General features: G+C 70.4%; 8 protein-coding genes and 3 pseudogenes. 5 read left to right on the plus strand and 6 right to left on the minus strand.

Translation table 11 applies throughout. The annotated features are described in order from the left end of the window. Positions 1-338, plus strand: a pseudogene (locus JM949_RS22840) (cellulose binding domain-containing protein); the annotation flags it as partial. 91 nt (positions 339-429) lie between these two features. Here the strand turns inward: JM949_RS22840 and asnB are convergent. Further along, positions 430-2,391, minus strand: coding sequence for an asparagine synthase (glutamine-hydrolyzing) (gene asnB / locus JM949_RS22845; protein WP_203150392.1), 1,962 nt, complete (start codon positions 2,389-2,391; stop codon positions 430-432). A gap of 132 nt (positions 2,392-2,523) precedes the next feature. On the opposite strand from asnB, the gene JM949_RS22850 reads away from it, so the two are divergent. From JM949_RS22850 to JM949_RS22860, 3 genes are all read left to right on the plus strand, one after another. Then, the gene (locus JM949_RS22850) at positions 2,524-4,005 is read left to right on the plus strand and encodes an aminopeptidase P family protein (RefSeq protein WP_203150393.1); all 1,482 of its coding nucleotides are present in this window, start codon (positions 2,524-2,526) and stop codon (positions 4,003-4,005) included. A 944-nt stretch (positions 4,006-4,949) separates the two neighbouring features. Further along, positions 4,950-7,001, plus strand: coding sequence for a right-handed parallel beta-helix repeat-containing protein (locus tag JM949_RS22855; protein ID WP_203150394.1), 2,052 nt, complete (start codon positions 4,950-4,952; stop codon positions 6,999-7,001). A 292-nt stretch (positions 7,002-7,293) separates the two neighbouring features. Next, positions 7,294-8,964 carry a hypothetical protein gene (locus JM949_RS22860; protein WP_203150395.1) on the plus strand — a complete coding sequence of 557 codons (1,671 nt, stop codon included), beginning with the start codon at positions 7,294-7,296 and terminating at the stop codon, positions 8,962-8,964. Between the two features lie 90 nt (positions 8,965-9,054). Here the strand turns inward: JM949_RS22860 and pulA are convergent. Beyond that, a pseudogene (gene pulA / locus JM949_RS22865) lies at positions 9,055-14,545 on the minus strand (pullulanase-type alpha-1,6-glucosidase). Positions 14,546-14,654: 109 nt separating this feature from the next. Further along, positions 14,655-14,963 carry a cellulose binding domain-containing protein gene (locus JM949_RS37570; RefSeq protein ID WP_238433701.1) on the minus strand — a complete coding sequence of 103 codons (309 nt, stop codon included), beginning with the start codon at positions 14,961-14,963 and terminating at the stop codon, positions 14,655-14,657. Positions 14,964-15,122: 159 nt separating this feature from the next. Here JM949_RS37570 and JM949_RS37575 point away from each other — a divergent pair, with 159 nt between their 5' ends. Continuing rightward, a complete protein-coding gene (locus tag JM949_RS37575; RefSeq protein WP_238433702.1) occupies positions 15,123-15,368 on the plus strand; it encodes a hypothetical protein in 246 nt (81 codons plus the stop codon). Between the two features lie 67 nt (positions 15,369-15,435). Here the strand turns inward: JM949_RS37575 and JM949_RS22875 are convergent, their stop codons facing one another. From JM949_RS22875 to JM949_RS37580, 3 genes and pseudogenes are all read right to left on the minus strand, one after another. Further along, positions 15,436-15,945: a hypothetical protein gene (locus tag JM949_RS22875; RefSeq protein WP_238433703.1), complete on the minus strand. Its 510-nt coding sequence runs from the start codon at positions 15,943-15,945 to the stop codon at positions 15,436-15,438. A 308-nt stretch (positions 15,946-16,253) separates the two neighbouring features. Further along, entirely contained in the window at positions 16,254-16,643 is a 390-nt protein-coding gene (locus tag JM949_RS22880; protein ID WP_203150397.1) for a hypothetical protein, read from the minus strand. Between the two features lie 37 nt (positions 16,644-16,680). Beyond that, positions 16,681-17,009 (minus strand): annotated as a pseudogene (locus JM949_RS37580) (hypothetical protein); the annotation flags it as partial.

Consider the following 17,009-nt stretch of genomic DNA (forward strand, 5'->3'; position numbering starts at 1 on the left):
ACCACCCCGCCGCCGACCACCCCGCCGCCGCCGGTGGCGACTGCATGGCCACCTACAAGGTGAGCAGCACCTGGCAGGGTGGCTTCCAGGGCGAGGTCACGATCATGAACCACGGCAGTACGCCGTTCTCCGGCTGGACCGCCAGCTGGACCTGGCCCAACGGCCAGTCGATAAGTCAGATCTGGGGGGCGACACAGACGTCGTCCGGCTCGACGGTGACGGCGACAAACGTCGCCTACAACGGCACCCTCGCACCGGAGGGCAGCACGACCTTCGGCTTCCTGGCCAGTTCGTCAGGGACCAACGGTCTCCCCACGGTCACCTGCGCCCGCCGCTGACCACCACCACCTGAAACGATCAAGAGGTTTGCGTCATCCGGAGCCACTCCGGTGACGCAAACCTCTTGATCGACAACGGTCGGGGGCCGGATCAGCGGACCATGGAGCCCACGACCGGCTTCGTCAGCAACGCGGACTGGTTGCGCTGGATGCCCGGATCGAGCGTCTTCGCCACGAAGATCGCGTGCCAGATGCAGAAGATCAGCACCGTCCACACCTTGCGGGAGTGGTCGGCCTCCTCCCGCTTGTGCTCGTCGAGCAGCCGCAGCGCGTACGACAGGTCGAGCAGGTCACCCGCGCCCGAGGTGCTCAGCACGTGCCGGGCCCACTCGTACATCTCCCCGCGCAGCCAGACCCGGGTGGGGGTCGGGAAGCCCAGCTTCTTGCGGTTGACGATGGCCGGCGGCACCACACCCTGCAACGCCTGACGCATCGCGTACTTGGTGGCGTCGGAGCGCGGCGGCAGCTTCAGGTCCACCGGGATCTTCGCCGCGACGTCGAAGACCTCACGGTCGAGGAACGGCACCCGCACCTCCAGCGAGTGCGACATCGAGATCCGGTCGGCCTTGACCAGGATGTCGCCGCGCAGCCAGGTGTAGAGGTCGACGTACTGCATCTTGGTGACGTCGTCCAGCTCGGTGCACTCGGCGTAGATCGGGGCGGTGACGTCCGTGTAGCGCACCGAGGGGTCGTAGCGGCGCATCAGGTGCTGCTTCTCCTCCTCGGTGAACATCCGGGCGTTGCCGTAGTAGCGCTCCTCGATCGGGGTGGTGCCGCGCTCCAGGAAGCTCTTGCCCTTGACCCCCTGCGGGATCGCCTTGGAGACCGCGCGCAGCCCCTTCTGCACCCCGCCGGGCAGGCCGTTGACGGTGCCCAGCGACAAGGGCTCCCGGTAGATCGTGTACCCGCCGAAGAACTCGTCCGCGCCCTCACCGGAGAGCACCACCGTGACGTGCTCGGCGGCCTTCCTGGCCACGAAGTAGAGCGGCACCAGCGCCGGGTCGGCCACCGGGTCGTCCAGGTGCCAGACGATCTTCGGCAGCGCGTCGATCATGTCCTGCGGACCGATCTTGGTGGGAATTGTGGTGACGTCGAGGTGCCGAGCCGAGTCCTGGGCGACGTCGATCTCCGAGTATCCCGGCACGTCGTAGCCGACGGTGAAGGTGAGGATGTTCGGGTTGAACTCCCGGGCCAGCGCCACCACCGCTGTGGAGTCGATGCCGCTGGACAGGAACGAGCCGACCGGCACGTCGGAGCGCATGTGCATGCGCACGCTCTCCCGCAACGTCTCCCGGATCTCGTGGTACAGCTTCTGCTCGTCGTCGACCGGCGCCGGCCGGAACACCGGCCTGTACCACCGGCGTACGTCGATCCGACCGCCCGGGGTCCAGTTCAGGTACTCCCCGGAGCCGATCCGGCTGATGCCCTTGTGCAGGGTGCCGGGCTCCGGGACGTACTGCAGGGTCAGATAGTGGCTGAGATTCGCCGTGTCGACGCCCGCGTCGCCCTGGTAGCTGCTGTGCGCGAACGGCAGCAGCGCCTTCTTCTCGGACGCCAGGTAGAGGCCGTCGGCGGTCTCCAGGTAGTGCATCGGCTTGATGCCGAAGTAGTCGCGGGCACCGAACGCCCGCCGCTCCTGCCGATCCCAGATGACGAAGGCGAACATGCCCCGCAACCGGGTGAGCACCTGCTCGCCCCAGAAGTGGTAGCCGGCGACGATCACCTCACCGTCGCCGGCGGTGGCGAACTGGGCGCCGAAGTTCCTGATCAACTCCTCGCGCAACTCGATGTAGTTGTAGATCTCGCCGTTGAAGGTCAGCAGGTAACGGCCGTTCGCGTAGGGCAGTGGCTCGTGGCTCGACGCGACGTCGATGATGGCCAACCGCTTGTGGGCGAACACGCCGTCCGCGTACCGGCCGGAGGCGTCGCCGACCACCTCGACCCCGGTCTCGTCGGGGCCGCGGTGGTGCAGGCATTCCAACGCTCCGGCGATGTGGTCGCGATGCGCGGCGGCGTTGCCGTTCGCGCTGAAGAAGGCCAGAAGTCCGCACATGGCGGTCATCTTCCCACGCGCGCTGTCGACCCTCGCAGCCGTCCGTCGATCCACCCGACTCCCGGGGGGCGTAACCGCGAACCGGGCGCGCGGTACCGTCGGGACCAGCAACGAAGCGGAGGGAGCGGCGCAATGACCGAGGGACGCACCGACGGTACGCCGACGGACGGTACTGAATCGCACGATCCGGACTTCCCGGACGCTTTCCTGTCCTTCATGCGGCAGGGCTGGCGCGACACCGCGCTCCCCGTGGCACCCCGCCCGGAGGCACCCAACTACGCCAAGCGGCGGGCGGCCCTCTCGGCGGCCTTCCCCGGCGAGACGCTGGTGATCCCCACCGGGACCGAGAAGGTCCGGGCCAACGACACCGACTACCCGTTCCGGCCCGGCAGTGACTTCGCCTACCTGACCGGCGACCACGACGCGGACAGCGTGCTGGTGCTGCGCCCGAACGGCTCGGGGCACGACGCGACGCTGTACATGCGGCCCCGGTCCTCCCGGGAGACCGACGAGTTCTTCCGCAGCCGCAACGGTGAGCTGTGGGTGGGCCGGCGGCACACCCTCGGCGAGAAGTCGACCGAGCTGGGCCTGCCCACCGCCGACCTGACCGGCCTGGAGGCGACGCTCGCCAACCTGGCTCCGGGGCGTACCCGGGTGTTGCGTGGGTTCGACGCCCAGGTGGACGCGGCCGTCCGCCCCTACGACGGGCCCCGCGCCGAGGGCCAGCCGGCCCGGGACCGGGAGCTGGCCATCGCCATCTCGGAGCTGAAGCTGGTCAAGGACGAGTGGGAGATCGGCCAACTCCAGGACGCGATCGACGCCACCGTATGCGGCTTCGAGGACGTGGCCCGGATCCTGCCGGCCGACCGGGCGGTCTCCGAGCGACTGCTGGAGGGCGTCTTCGCGCTGCGGGCCCGCCACGACGGCAACGACGTCGGGTACAGCTCGATCGTCGGCGCCGGCGAGCACGCCACGATCCTGCACTGGGTGCACAACCACGGCGCCACCCGACCGGGTGACCTGCTGCTGATGGACATGGGTGTCGAGGGCCGCAACCTCTACACCGCCGACGTCACCCGGGTGCTGCCGGTGAACGGCCGGTTCACCGCGCTACAGCGCCAGGTCTACGACATCGTGTACGCCTCACAGCAGGCCGGCATCGAGGCCATCCGCCCCGGGGTCAAGTTCAAGGAAGTCCACCTGACCTGCATGCGGGTGCTCGCCGAGGGCCTGGCCGAGCTGGGTCTGCTGCCGGTGAGCGTGGACGAGGCGATGGACGAGAAGTCGACCGTCTACCGGCGGTGGACGCTGCACGGCTTCGGCCACATGCTCGGCATCGACGTGCACGACTGCTCCAACGCCCGCAAGGAGACGTACCGCGACGGCGCGCTGGGTGAGGGTTACGTGCTCACCGTCGAGCCCGGGCTGTACTTCCAGCCGGAGGACGAGCTGGTCCCCGAGGAGCTGCGCGGCGTCGGCATCCGGATCGAGGACGACGTGCTGGTCACCGCCACCGGCGCGGTGAACCTGTCGGCCGGGCTGCCACGCACCTCCGACGAGGTGGAGACCTGGCTGGCCGAGCAGCGCGAGGCCGGCCCCCGCCTCCCCGGCTGACAGCGCCACGTCCGACGCTCCCGCGGGCGACGGTCCGCCTGGCGCTCCCGCGCGGGCTGAGGCTGTGGGCTGCCTGGACTCACCGGGCCGCCGGCTGCTGATCAACCCGCCGGTGGGTGCTGATCAGCCCGCCGGTAGGTGCTGGTCAACCCGCCGGTGGGTGCTGGTCAACCCGCCGGCGGGCCGCCCGGCCTACCGACGCGCCGGCGGGCGCTGACCAGCCGGTCGGCGCGAGTCGTCCCTCGCCGCCGGATCACGCCGTCAGAACACCCCACCCGGCCCACGCCCAGCCGGCCCGGTCCCCGGCTCCGCCCCCGCGCCGCCCCTCCGACCTGCCCTTCGCTAGGGCCACCGGCATGATCCACTCGGTTTCCATGAAGTCGCGCCTTTAGCGCCGCTCCAATACCGCGTTATCAATGAAACCGAGTGGATCATGGTTCAACCGTGGGCTGCGGGGCGCACGGCGGCGCACCAGGACCGCTGAATACGCCCTCAAACGGAACAACCGGGCAGCATCACAGGCGACGCCCGCCGGCCTGCTTCGCGTGCTGGCCGAGGGACCAAGCCCGGCCACGTGCGGATCGAGGGGACATCCCCGGCCACGTGCCGGCCGAGCGACCACGCCCCGCCACGTGCTGGCCGAGAGGCCACGCCGCGCGGTCGAGGAGTACGGGGCGCGCGGCGGTCAGCGGCACGCCGCAGCCCGGCCTCGCAAACACTGGCATACGGCGGCCTTTGTGCTGCTCAAGCCACCTTTCGGTCCGCCGGGACCGGTTGCCCGCCGTCACCCAACCTGCGATGAATGCGTGGTTATCTCGGATACGTCCGCATCGCGAAGATGGTTCTCATACGGTGGGGATCAGAGGCTGCAACCCATTTGTAGCTGGTCGTGGCGCCTCGGGCGGTGCGATCCCGTCTGTAGCAGGAAAGGGCGGAAGGCTCTGATGTCCAACGACGTAACGAGTACCGACGGCGGGGCCTCGACAGCTCCGCCGACACGACGACGGCGAGCCCTCTGGGTCGCCGGCGTCGCTGGGCTGACCGGTGTGGTCGGCCTGGCGGCCCTCGGCGGCGTCGCCGCCCGGGACGACAAACCCAACTCCGGTCGGGTGTCCGACGCACAACCGTCGACCAACCGCCAGAACGTCAGCGATGCCGGTGGCGCGGAACAGAACGGCGCCGAGGCGGACCACGGTCGGGACGACGAGTGGAGCGGCGACGACTGGAGCGGCGACGACTGGAGCGGCTTCGACGACCGCTCCGACAACGATGACAGAGACGACAGAGACGGCAAGGACAACAAGGACAACAAGAACGGCGAGAGCGGCAAGAACGGCGAGAACGGCGAGAGCGGCAAGGACGGCGAGAAGGACCGCACCAGGCAGGTGCCGTGCGACACCGACAAGCTGATTCAGGCGATCACGTTCGCCAACAACCAGAACGGTGGCGTGCTCGAGCTGGCCAAGGGCTGCACCTACACCCTGACCCGCAACCAGGACGGCAACGGCCTCCCGGTGATCACGGAGAACGTCACTCTCAAGGGCGAGCACACCACGATCGGCCGCGAGGCCACGGCGGACTACTTCCGGATTCTCAACGTCGGCGCCGGTGGTCACCTCACGCTCAAGGGCTTGAGCATCAGGGGTGGGCAGACCCTTCAGCCCGCGGTCACCGCTGACCCGGCGACGGTCTGGGCGCCGTACTCGGCCGTGGTCCGGTCCACCGTGGCCAAGCCGGCCGCCACGGCCGCACCCGCCGCCAAGGCCGGCACGACCTCCGATCCGACCGCGGCGGCGAAGCCCGCGGCGACCAAGGCCAGAAGCGAGACCACAGCAACCAAGACCAAGAACAAGACCACAGCGACCAAGGCCACAGCGACCAAGGTCAAGAACAAGACCACAGCAACCAAGACCAAGAACAAGACCACAGCGACCAAGGCCACAGCGACCAAGGTCAAGAGCACAGCAGGCAAGGCCGCAGCGGCCAAGGCCACGGCGAAGAAGCCGGCGGCGACGGCGGCCAGGGCCACGGCAGCCGAGAGCAAGGCCGCGCCCGTGGCGGTCCGGCCCATCGTCGCGCCAGCGCAGCCGACGGAGACCGGGCCGGCGGTAACGCCGCTGGTCGAGCAGCCCGGATTCAACGACGGCGCCGGGGTGCTGGTGCAGCCCGGTGGACGCGCGGAGATCCTGGACAGCGAGGTGCTCTACAACCAGTCCGGTGGCAACGGGGGCGGGTTGGCCAACTTCGGCAGCACCCGGCTCAGCAAGACGACTGTGGCACACAACACCGCCTTCTTCTTCGGCGGCGGCATCTTCAACGCCGGGGTACTCCAGGTCGACGAGTCCAAGATCAAGGACAACACCGGGATCATCGGTGGCGGCGGCCTCTCCAACGGCGCGGCCGAGATCTTCACCGACGACGTCGACGGCGGCTCGACCTGGGTCTACAAGAGCGAGATCACCGACAACGAGACGCTCGGCTTCGGCGGCGGCGTGCTGGACGTCGAGGGCAGCACGACCCTGCACGAGACGACGGTCAGCGGCAACACCGCGGTCCTCGCCGGCGGCGGCGTCGCGGCGGCCGACAGCCAGCTCACGCTCAAGCACGCCATCGTGGTCAACAACAGCACGGCCGGCGTGGGCGGCGGCGTGGCGGTCGCCTTCGGCAGCGTCGCGACGATCGAGGACAGCGCCATCAAGGACGACACCGCGGGGTTCTTCGGCGCCGGTCTCTACAACGATGACAGCGTCACCACGCTGCGCGACAGCGAGGTGGCGGGCAACCGGGCCATCGGCCCGCTGGCCAGCGGCGGCGGCATCTACAACACGGACGGGGGCGAGGTCACCCTGCGCCGGACGAAGGTGACGCACAACTTCGCCACCCTGCCGCCCGGTGGCATCTCCAACGGCCTCGGCAGCTTCGTACGGCTGGACGACGAGTCAGCGGTGTCCGCCAACCGCCCCACCAACTGCCTGAACGTTCCCGGCTGCTTCTGACCGGGCACGGATGGCTGATCCACATAGAGTGCGCCCCTCCGAACCGGTCACGGTGCGGAGGGGCGCACCCATTTGGGCAGCTCAGGGGCCCTTCGGGGGGCCCATGCCCAACCGGGGCCGGACAGCCCGTTCAGGCCGGACATGAACCGAATGTGGGCTTCTCTCGGATAAGCCCACGAGGCGAGGAACCTTCTCATACGGTGTTTTTGGGAGCTACAACCGATTTGTAGCAGGGGACGCCCGTCTGACGGCGGCGACCCTGTCTGGTACGAGGAGAGGGCAGAGAGCTCCGATGTCCAACTACCTAACGAACAACGAAGCCTCCGGGCGGGCGACGGGCAAGCGCCGTCGCAAGCTCTGGCTCGCCAGTGGCGTGGCCGGTTTGACGGGCGTGATCAGTCTCGCGGCGGTGGGCGTCGCGGGCAGCGCCGGAGCGGTCGGCCTGGACTGGAACACCGCGCAGGTCAGCAAGGACGGCGACCACCGGGGTGACGAGGCGCGCGACTGGGACAAGGACAAGGACCGGGACAAGGACCAGAACAAGGACCGGGACAAGGACAAGGACCGGGACAAGGACCAAGAGCGCGGGCGGGAGGTGCCCTGCGACACCGACAAGCTGATCCAGGCGATCATTTTCGCCAACAACAAGCACGGCGGTGTGCTGGAACTGGCCAAGGGCTGCACCTACAACCTGAGCCGCAACGACTACCAGGGCAACGGCCTGCCGGTGATCACCGAGCGGATCACGCTCAAGGGCGAGCACACCACTATCGCCCGGGAGGCCACGGCCGACTACTTCCGGATCCTCAACGTCGGCAGCGGTGGACACCTCACCATCAAGGGCCTGACCATCAAGGGCGGACAGACCCTCGAACTGTTCAACGGCGTTGAGCCGGCGGCCGTCTGGGCGTCCTACTCGGACTCCGAGGCGATCGCGGCGCAGGTGAAGGCGGGCGTTCCGCTGAACCAGGCGCTCACCGCCCGGCAGGCCAACCCGAAGGCGGGCCTGACGGCGGCACCGAAGGTCACGGCCAAGGCCGCGCCGACCGCTCAGGGTGGCGTCGTCACGCCGCTCGTCGAATACCCGGAGTCCACCGACGGCGCCGGCATCCTGGTCCAGCCGGGCGGCACCGCCGAGATCCTGGATTCCGAGGTCGCCCTCAACCAGTCGGGCGGCAACGGTGGCGGTGTGGCCAACTTCGGCACCACCAAGATCTGGCACAGCACCGTCACCCGTAACACCGCCTTCTTCTTCGGCGGCGGTGTGTTCAACGCCGGCCTGCTCAAGGTCGAGGAGTCGAAGATCAACGACAACACCGCCATCATCGGCGGTGGCGGCATCTCCAACGGCGCCGCCGAGATCTTCACCGACGACGTCGACGGCGGCACGGTCGAGCTCAAGAAGGCCGAGATCACCGACAACGAGACGCTGGGCTTCGGCGGTGGCTACCTCGACATCGAGGGCAACACCACGGCGTACGAGACCAAGTTCGCCTCGAACACCGCGGTCCTCGCCGGTGGTGGTATCGCCGCGGCGGACAGCCAGCTGAACCTGCACAACGTCTCGGTGGAGAAGAACAGCACCGCAGGTGTCGGTGGCGGTGTGGCCATCGCCTTCGACAGCGTGGCCACGTTCGAGAAGAGCAGCATCAAGGACAACACCGCCGGCTTCTTCGGCGGCGGGCTCTTCAACGCCTTCAGCGTCACCACGCTGCGCGACAGCGAGGTCGTCGGCAACCGGGCCATCGGCCCGATCGGGGTCGGCGGCGGCATCTTCAACATCTTCGGCGAGGTCCACCTGTCGAAGACGAAGGTCGCCCACAACTTCTCCACGTTCGCCCCGGGCGGTGTCTTCAGCTTCTTCGGGGAGGTGCGCGTGGACGACAAGTCCGCGATCACCGCGAACCGCCCGACGAACTGCCTGGCCATCCCGGGCGGCACCATCGAGAACTGCTTCGCCTGATCGGTGACGTGCGGCCGGTGACGGCGGCACGAGGACCGACAAACCGGGCCGGCCCCCTTCCGCGAGACGCGGAAGGGGGCCGGTCTCTCGTCACCGCTGCACGAAGACCGCCACGCTGCGCGCCGGTACGGTGAACGTCCCGGCCGCCCGGTCGAACGACGCGGTACGCAGTACCGGATCGGCCGAGTCGACAAGCACCGGGTGCAGTGCCACGTCCGCCCCCCGCAGACCGGTGAGCGTCTGCGTCGCCGGCTGCGGGGTGGAGTTGAAGATCACTGTCACCGACGTCCACCGCCCGCCCAGCCCGCGGGCGTCCAGGGTCATGGTCAGCACCCCCGGCGTCTCCTGCGCCCCGGACAGCGGGAACGCCACCCGCCGCTGCACCTGCTCGGCGGTGGCCAGCCCGAACACCGGCGACGACGCCCGGATGCGCAGCAGCTCGGCGTACCGGGCTTCGGTGGTGTTGATCGCCGCGCAGTCCGGCACCAGCGCCGGGTCAGCAAGCAGCGGCTTCGCGTACGACCATTTGTCCTCGTTGTCCGGCGCGGGTGGCAGACCGGCGCCGAACCCGTTGCCTCGGGCGCAGTCCCAGCGGATCTGGTTGAACCAGTCCCCCGAGTTGTACGAGTTGCGGTCCAGCGACTTCGACCGCAACCGCTCGGTCCCGGCGGTGACGAACCCGGTGCCCTGCCCCAGCACCACAGTGCCCAGCGCCAGCACCTGCATCCGGGAGCGGTCCGCCGCGGTGGTGGCCTGCGGCAGCTTGTACGCCAGCGCGTCGTACAGGATCTCGTTGTCGTGCGCGTCGGCGTAGCTGACGGCCTCCCCCGGCGCGGCGGTGTAGCCGGCCGGGGAGCCGTTGTAGTCCACCTGCGCCCCGGTGACCTGCCGTCCGGCGGTGTCGGTGAACCGGTAGCCGCGCAGGTTGCCGGTGAGCCCCACCTTGATCAGGTCGTGGGCGTGCAGCAGCCGGGCCTGCTGCTCGGCCGGCGACCCGTTGACCGGGTCGCCGTTCGGGTCGGTGTAGAGCCCGGAGGCGAAGCCCTGCACCCGCGGGTTGGCGTCGAACGGTCCACCGCCGCGTACCGCGTCGCGGAGCCGGTCGTTGAAGGTGCCGATGCCGGTGCCGGCCATGTTGGCCTGGGTGGCCTGGACGAACCGGGCGTCGTCGGCGACCTCACCGAAGTTCCAGCCCTCGCCGTAGAGCAGGATCGACCGGCCGTCGACGCCGTCCCGGGCGACGGTCAGCCGGTTCAGCGCCGCGCGGACGGCCAGGATGTTCGCCTTCGGGTGGTGGCCCATCAGGTCGAACCGGAAACCGTCAACCTTGTACTGCTTCGCCCAGGTGACCACCGAGTCGACCACCAGCTTGCCCATCATGGCGTGCTCGGGCGCGGTGTTGGCGCAACAGGTGGAGTTGGCCACCGTCCCGTCGTCCAGCAGCCGGTGGTAGTAGCCGGGCACGATCTGGTCGAGCACCGACGTCGCGTCGGTGCCGGCCGCCGACGTGTGGTTGTAGACCACGTCCATGACCACCCGCAGGCCGGCGTCGTTCACTCCGGCGACCATCCGCCGGAACTCGGTGGTCCGCGCCGCGCCGTCCGGGTCGACGGCGTAGCCGCCCTCCGGCACCGTGTAGTGCAGCGGGTCGTACCCCCAGTTGTAGCCGTCGGTGTCGGCGACCGCCGCCACGCACTCCTGCTGGTTTGGGGAGTCCGGCGCGAGGGCCGCCAGGTCACAGGCCGGTCGGCGCTGGTCGGCGCGCTTCTCCGGGATGGTCGCGAAGTCGAACGCGGGCAGCAGGTGCAGGTGCGTGACCCCGGCGTCGCCGAGCGCCCGCAGGTGGGTCATGCCGGCGGTGCCCGGGTCGGTGAAGGCGAGGAAGGTGCCCTTCCGCTCGGCCGGCACGGTGTCGTCGGCGATCGAGAAGTCCCGCACCGACAGCTCGCTGATCTGCGCCTTCGCCGGGGGCGCCGGCGCCGGTTTGCGCAGCGTCCGCCAGCCGGTCGGGGCCAGCGCCGGGTCGGCCAGGTCGACCAGCTGGCTGTGCGTGGAGTCCGCGGCGAGGGCCACCGAGTACGGGTCGGTGACCGAGGCGGTGACCATCTGCTGCGCCGCCGGCTGCCACGCCCGCACCTGGTACCGGTAGTACCTGCCGGTCCAGGTGTGGTCGCCGCGCACCGACCAGACGCCGGTGCGGTCGTCGCGGCGCATCGGCACCGTCCTCGGCGCGGCGGTGGGTGAGTCGAACAGCTGGAGCGCAACCGTCCGGGCGGTCGGCGCCCACAGCGCGAGGCTGGGCGTCCGGCCCGCGAACGTCGGCCCGAGCGCGGCGTCGGTCGCCCCGGAGTAGACGTCGTCGAGCACGCCGGGAAGCTGCACGCCGGTCGCGGCGAGCAGCGCACCCTCGGCGTCGCGCTCGGTGATGAGCACCTGCCCGCGCAGCGCCGGAGGGACCTTCGCCAGGTCCGCCCGGTCCAGAGCGAAGCTACGGTACGACCACAGGTGCGGGAACCGGGTGCGCTGGGCCTCGGTGAGCCCGTTGCGCTGCGCCCGCAACGGCAGCGTGGTGTACGCCCCGGTCAGCTCCCCGTCGACCACGCGTGCCCCGCCCTCCGGCGCGGTGACCAGCGCGTACGTCCTGCCGTCGGTCGGTGGGGTCTGCCACGCCACTGTGGACCGGTCGATCCAGTGTGCCTTCTGCTGGTTGATGTCGGTGTCCCCGCCGGTGTTGGTAGCGGTCGACGGCAGCAGCCGACCCGGGGTGGCGGCGAGCAGCCACACCTCGCGGCCCGCGCTGCCGAAGTCGAGCCGCTGGTCGTCGGGGAGATCCTTGGTGTCGCCCTGGTGGATGATGTAGTTCAACCCGGTGGCACCGGCCGCCAGCGGCACCCGGAACACCGCGCCGAAGGCGTCCACGGAGCTCGGCCGCAGCGGAGCGGACCACTCGGTCGGGTTGGCCGCGCCGTCCCACACGTGCAGGCCCCAGCCGTCGTAGTCGCCGTCCGCCCGCCGGTAGTGCAGCACGGCGGTGCCCTCCTCGACCGGTGGGTCCGGCTCGCCGCTGGCCGCCTGCCGGCTCGGATAGATCGCCGGGTCGCCCTGCTTGAGCCAGATCTCACCGGTGGACGTGACGTCGATGCCGCGGTCCTGGGCGACGTCCTTGGTGCCGTCGGCGTCGACCACCAGGAAGCTCACCGACCGCGCACCCGGCTTGAGCTTCACCCAGGCGAACCGGCCGTAGGAGTCCTCCCCGGCGAACGGTTGCCCCTTGGGCCACTCGGTGGCGTACGCCCGGTCGATGTCACCCCAGGCGTACAGCCCCCAGTCGTCGTACCCGCCGGCGGGGCGCTGGTAGTGCACCACCGCCCACTCCCGGGATCCACCCTGTGGTGGCGTGCCGACGGTGGCGGTGGACCGGGCGGTCGCGGTGCGCCCCCGCCCGTCGCGGACCACCGCCTTGTACTCGATCCGGGTGCCGCCGGCCAGGCCGGTCAGGTCGTGTTGGACGGTGTACGGGGCGCGGTCGGCGCTGCCCAGCAGCGTCCACCGCCCGCCGGCCACCCGGGCCGCGACGGTGACGGTGGCCAGCGGATCTCCGGTGACCTGGGCGGTGACCGCCGCCCGGGTGGCGACCGGCGTACCCGGTGCCGGGCCGGTGATGGTGATCGTCGGTGTGCCGGCGGGGTGCGCGATGGGGGTGCCGGCGCGGTACACGACCGCCGACAGCGGCGGCACCGTGACGGTCAGCTTGCCGTCCCCGGTCGCCGTGGCCCGGCCGGCGCCGCCGTAGATGCCGGTGAAGGTGGCGCGGCGACCAGGTGTCCACGGAGACAGTCTGCGTGGTGGCGGCGTTGTTCGCCGCCACCACGTACTCGATCCGGTCGGCGGGAGCGATCCGGGCGGCGGCGAAGACGCCGGGGCCGTCGGCGGCGTACCGGGTGACCTGCACACCGTCGCGCAGCGCCGGGTGCGCCTGGCGCAGCCGGCCCAGCTCGGCGATCGTCCGGTAGAGCGGGTGGGTGGTGTCGAACTGGTCGCTGGCGTGGGTGCGGTCGGTGCCGAGCAGGTCGTCGTCGAGGTAGTCGGGCACCTTCGAGGCGAACATGTCCTGCCGGGCGTCCTTGTCGCCGCCGGGGCCGGTGAAGCCCTGCTCGTCGCCGGAGTAGATCACCGGCTGGCCGCGGGTCAGGAACATCAGCTGGTGTGCGAGCTGGTCGCGGCGCAGGTGGCTGGCCGGGTCGCTGCCCCCACCGGCGATGAAGGAACCGATTCGGCCCATGTCGTGGTTGCCGAGGAAGGTGGGCAACCGGCCCGCGTCGGTGTCGCGGGCCGCGTAGAGGTCGTCGCGGGCGTACACGTCGGCGAGGGCCTTCGCGGAGCCGGCGCCGGCGGTGAACCCGCGGGCCGCCTCCTGGAAGGCGAAGTCCAGGGTCGCCGGCAGGCCGCCCTGCCGCACGTAGCTGGAGCTGATCTCCGGGTCGGCGCTGTACACCTCGCCGAACATGAAGAAGTCCTTCTTGCCGGCCTTCTCGGCGGCCCGCTCGATGCCCTGGCTGAACTGCGGCCAGAAGTCCATGTTGACGTGCTTCACGGTGTCCAGCCGGAATCCGTCGACACCGAGCGCGCCGATCCAGTCCCCGTACGCCTTGGTCATCCCCTGGACCACCTCGGGGCGTTCGGTCCACAGGTCGTCGAGGCCGAAGAAGTCGCCGTACTCGCTGTTCTCGCCGGCGAAGGTGGAGTCACCCCGGTTGTGGTACATGGTGACGTCGTTCAGCCAGGCCGGCACCTTGACCGTGGCGTCCGCCGGCTCGGCGAACGTCGGAGTGTACGGGAAGGACTCCTCGTCGACCGGTGGGAACGCCCGGCTGCCGTCGGCGTAGTTGCGGTCCTCGAACGCCCGCCCCTGCGCGTCGGTGTACGGCGAGGTCGCCTTGTCCACGTATCCGTACCTACCCTCGGCGTACTTGATGACGTCGGCGGTGTGGTTGACGATGACATCGAGGTAGATCTTCATGCCGCGCCGGTGGGCGAGCTGGACCAGCCTCTTCATCTCCTCGTTGCTGCCGAAGTGCGGGTCCACCTGGGTGAAGTCGGTGATCCAGTAGCCGTGGTAGCCGGCCGAGATGTCGTCGCCGGCACCCTGCACCGGCCGGTTCTTGAAGACCGGGGCAAGCCAGATGGCGGTGGTGCCCAGGCCCTGGATGTAGTCGAGCTTGTCGATCACACCCTTGAGGTCGCCGCCGTGGTAGAAGCCCTTGTCGGTCGGGTCGAGCCCGGTGCGCAGCCGGTCGCCGGCGAGGCCGCCCCGGTCGTTGCGGGGGTCACCGTTGGCGAACCGGTCCGGCAGGACGAAGTAGAACTGCTCGGCCCGCGCGGCGTTGCCGCCCGCCTTGAGCAGCGCCTCGGCACTGGGTTCGGCGCGCCACTGGGCGGCCCCGCCGATCGGGTGGGAGGCGTTGTCGGTCCGGGGTGCCGCGGCGGCGGGGGCCACCGCGACCGGAGCGCCGACGAGCGGGAGAGTGAGCAGGGAGACGAGGGCCAGCAGGGCGGTGCGCGGTATCGGCGAGGGTTTCATCGACGCCTTCCTCTGGTCGCTGATGGGCGCACGCTAGCCCTCGCCGAAATATTCTGCAATACCTTGCAAACACGGTCGCAATACGGCAGCGTCCTTGCGGAAACGTCACTCAGAGGCCGCTACACCGCACTCCGTCCACAGTGCACTCACGCGGTGTGCTGGGGGCCCGCTCCAGGTGGAAACGCAACGACACCGAGCCGCCGGGCCGCACGTCCACCCCGCTGACGTACGTGAACCCGCCGTCGAACTGCCGAACAGTCCCCTGCGGAACGCCCTCCACCCAGGTGGTCACCAACCGCCCAGCGCCGAACTCCAACCGCACCGTCCAACCACGGCTCCGCGCGGACCTGTTGACCATCGACACCTCGCCGATGAAACCCCCGTCGAAGCTCTGCACCACCCGGTACCGCCCCGTCATTGCCGGCTGCCCCGACGCGGCCCGACTCGGCGACCGGGTCACCGTCGGCCCCTTCGGCGAAACGACCGACGGGGTGGGCGAGGTGGCCGTGGCGCTCGGCGGCAGCCCGCTCGCCCGCCCCGACAATCCCGGCAGCGCCGCGCCGGAGACGACACCGGCGTGGGTGCGGTCGGCGCGGCCACCGTCGACGGCACCGGCAGCGTCGGCGGCAACGCGCCATCCGGCGCGGGGCTGCGTCCCCGGTACGCGCCCAGGGCGACGATGAGCAGCACCACCATCACGACGACACCGGCGCCCACCACGATCCAGGGCGACGACGCGATCGCGACCGGACCGTGCGATGGGCGCGGAACACGGCGCATGCCGGACATGTACCTCCCTCAGCGGACCGTCCGGGCAGAGTAGCGATCGACGGCAGCAGCCGGAAAGCCTCGCGGGGCACGGTCCGCCGCGCCACCGACCCGGCGCCAGCTCAGCCGACCCGACAGTCGACCCCGTTGACGGCGCACCGCAACGGCCGCTCCGCCGACTCACCCCAGCCGATACGTAGCCGCAACGTCCGGGTGTCGCCCGGCCTCAGCGAACGAGTGCCGCGCACCACGAACTCCCCGTTCCCGCGCCCCCGCACCGAGACCTCCGAGTCGTCGCTGACCCGCAGCGCCCACAGGTCGTCGTCGAACGTGAGCTCCACCTGCCAGTCCATCGACCGGCTCGACTCGTTGGCGATCGACAGCACCGCCGCGTCCCCGTCCCAGCCATCCGTACCGACCTGGTACCGGGCACTGACCGTGCCACCCGCGGGGGCCGCCGGCGCCGTCGACGCGTTCACCCGCCCCGCAGCCGGCGAGCCGGTCACGGTGGCCCGCGGCGACGGCGTCCGACTGCTGCGCGTCGGTCGCGGCGACGTCGTGCGCCGCTCGACGCCGGCCGGAGTCGGCCCCCCGGTCGCCGAGGCGGCGGCCGGCATCGTGGGCAGGAACACCGGAGGCGCGGTCTGCGGCGGACGTCCCGCTCCCTGGTCCGAAACGACAGCAGTGCGATCACCAGGAGCACCACCAGCGCACACACCCCGAGCAGCACCACGATCCACGGCACCGACACCAGCACCCGGGCCGCCCGCGAATCTGCCGCACCGTCCGGCCGCACCGCCATCAGGTCTCCCCTCGTCCCCACCGACGCGACAGCGTAGCCAGCACCGCGGCAACCGGAAACCAGGCGGGTACGGATCGGGCCGACCGGCCGACCCGCCACGGAAAACGGCTCGCTCCCCCGGTGGACGCTCCCGGTCGGTCAGCCCGTCCGGATGACCGTGCAGATCAGCGGCCCGTCATCCGAGGAACGCAGCAGGTAACGGTACCGCTCCCCCGGCACCGCCTGGCCACAGCTGTCCAGAAACTCCCACTCCACCGCCACCATCGTCAACAGCGCGGACAACGGCTGCACATCCTCGATACGGGCATGGGCCGCGACCAACTCCCGATCCTGGTAGTCGGGTGCGGCGCCCACGAAGGACAACGCCACCGCGGCCGCCGAGGTGAAAGAGAAGCTGTAGGTGTCCGCCACCACCATGCCCGGCAGGGCGTAACAGCCAGCCATGACCGGCAGGTCGCCGGTGGTCAACGCCACCCCGTACCGGTCGAAGAAATCGGCCAACGTGGCAAGATCCGTGGAGGCGTTCACAGCGACAGCAATTGCCGGTCACCGCCCAGGTCAAACCTCAGCGCGGCGGCACCCGCACCTCGATCTCCGAGCCCAGTCGGGCGTCGGCGGCCAGCCCCAGGTCGTCCCCACTCCAGAACCGCCCCGGGTCATACCAGTTCGGACGCCGACCCGCCGGCAACAACCCCATGGCCTCATAGGTCACCGCCACCACCTCGGCGCAGTAGGCCGTCTCCAGCCGCCCGGTCCCGCTCGCCCGCTGATCCGGCCGGGCTGGCCGGCCCTGGTGGAGCCCGCCGAGCCGGTCGCGTTGGCTGAGCCCGGTCGCGTTGGCTGACGCCGGTCGCGTTGGCTGAGCCCGTCGCCGTGGCTGAGCCCGTCGCGTGC

The sequence above is a fragment of the Micromonospora tarensis genome, from assembly GCF_016803395.1.
In the GTDB taxonomy this organism is placed as follows: domain Bacteria; phylum Actinomycetota; class Actinomycetes; order Mycobacteriales; family Micromonosporaceae; genus Micromonospora; species Micromonospora tarensis.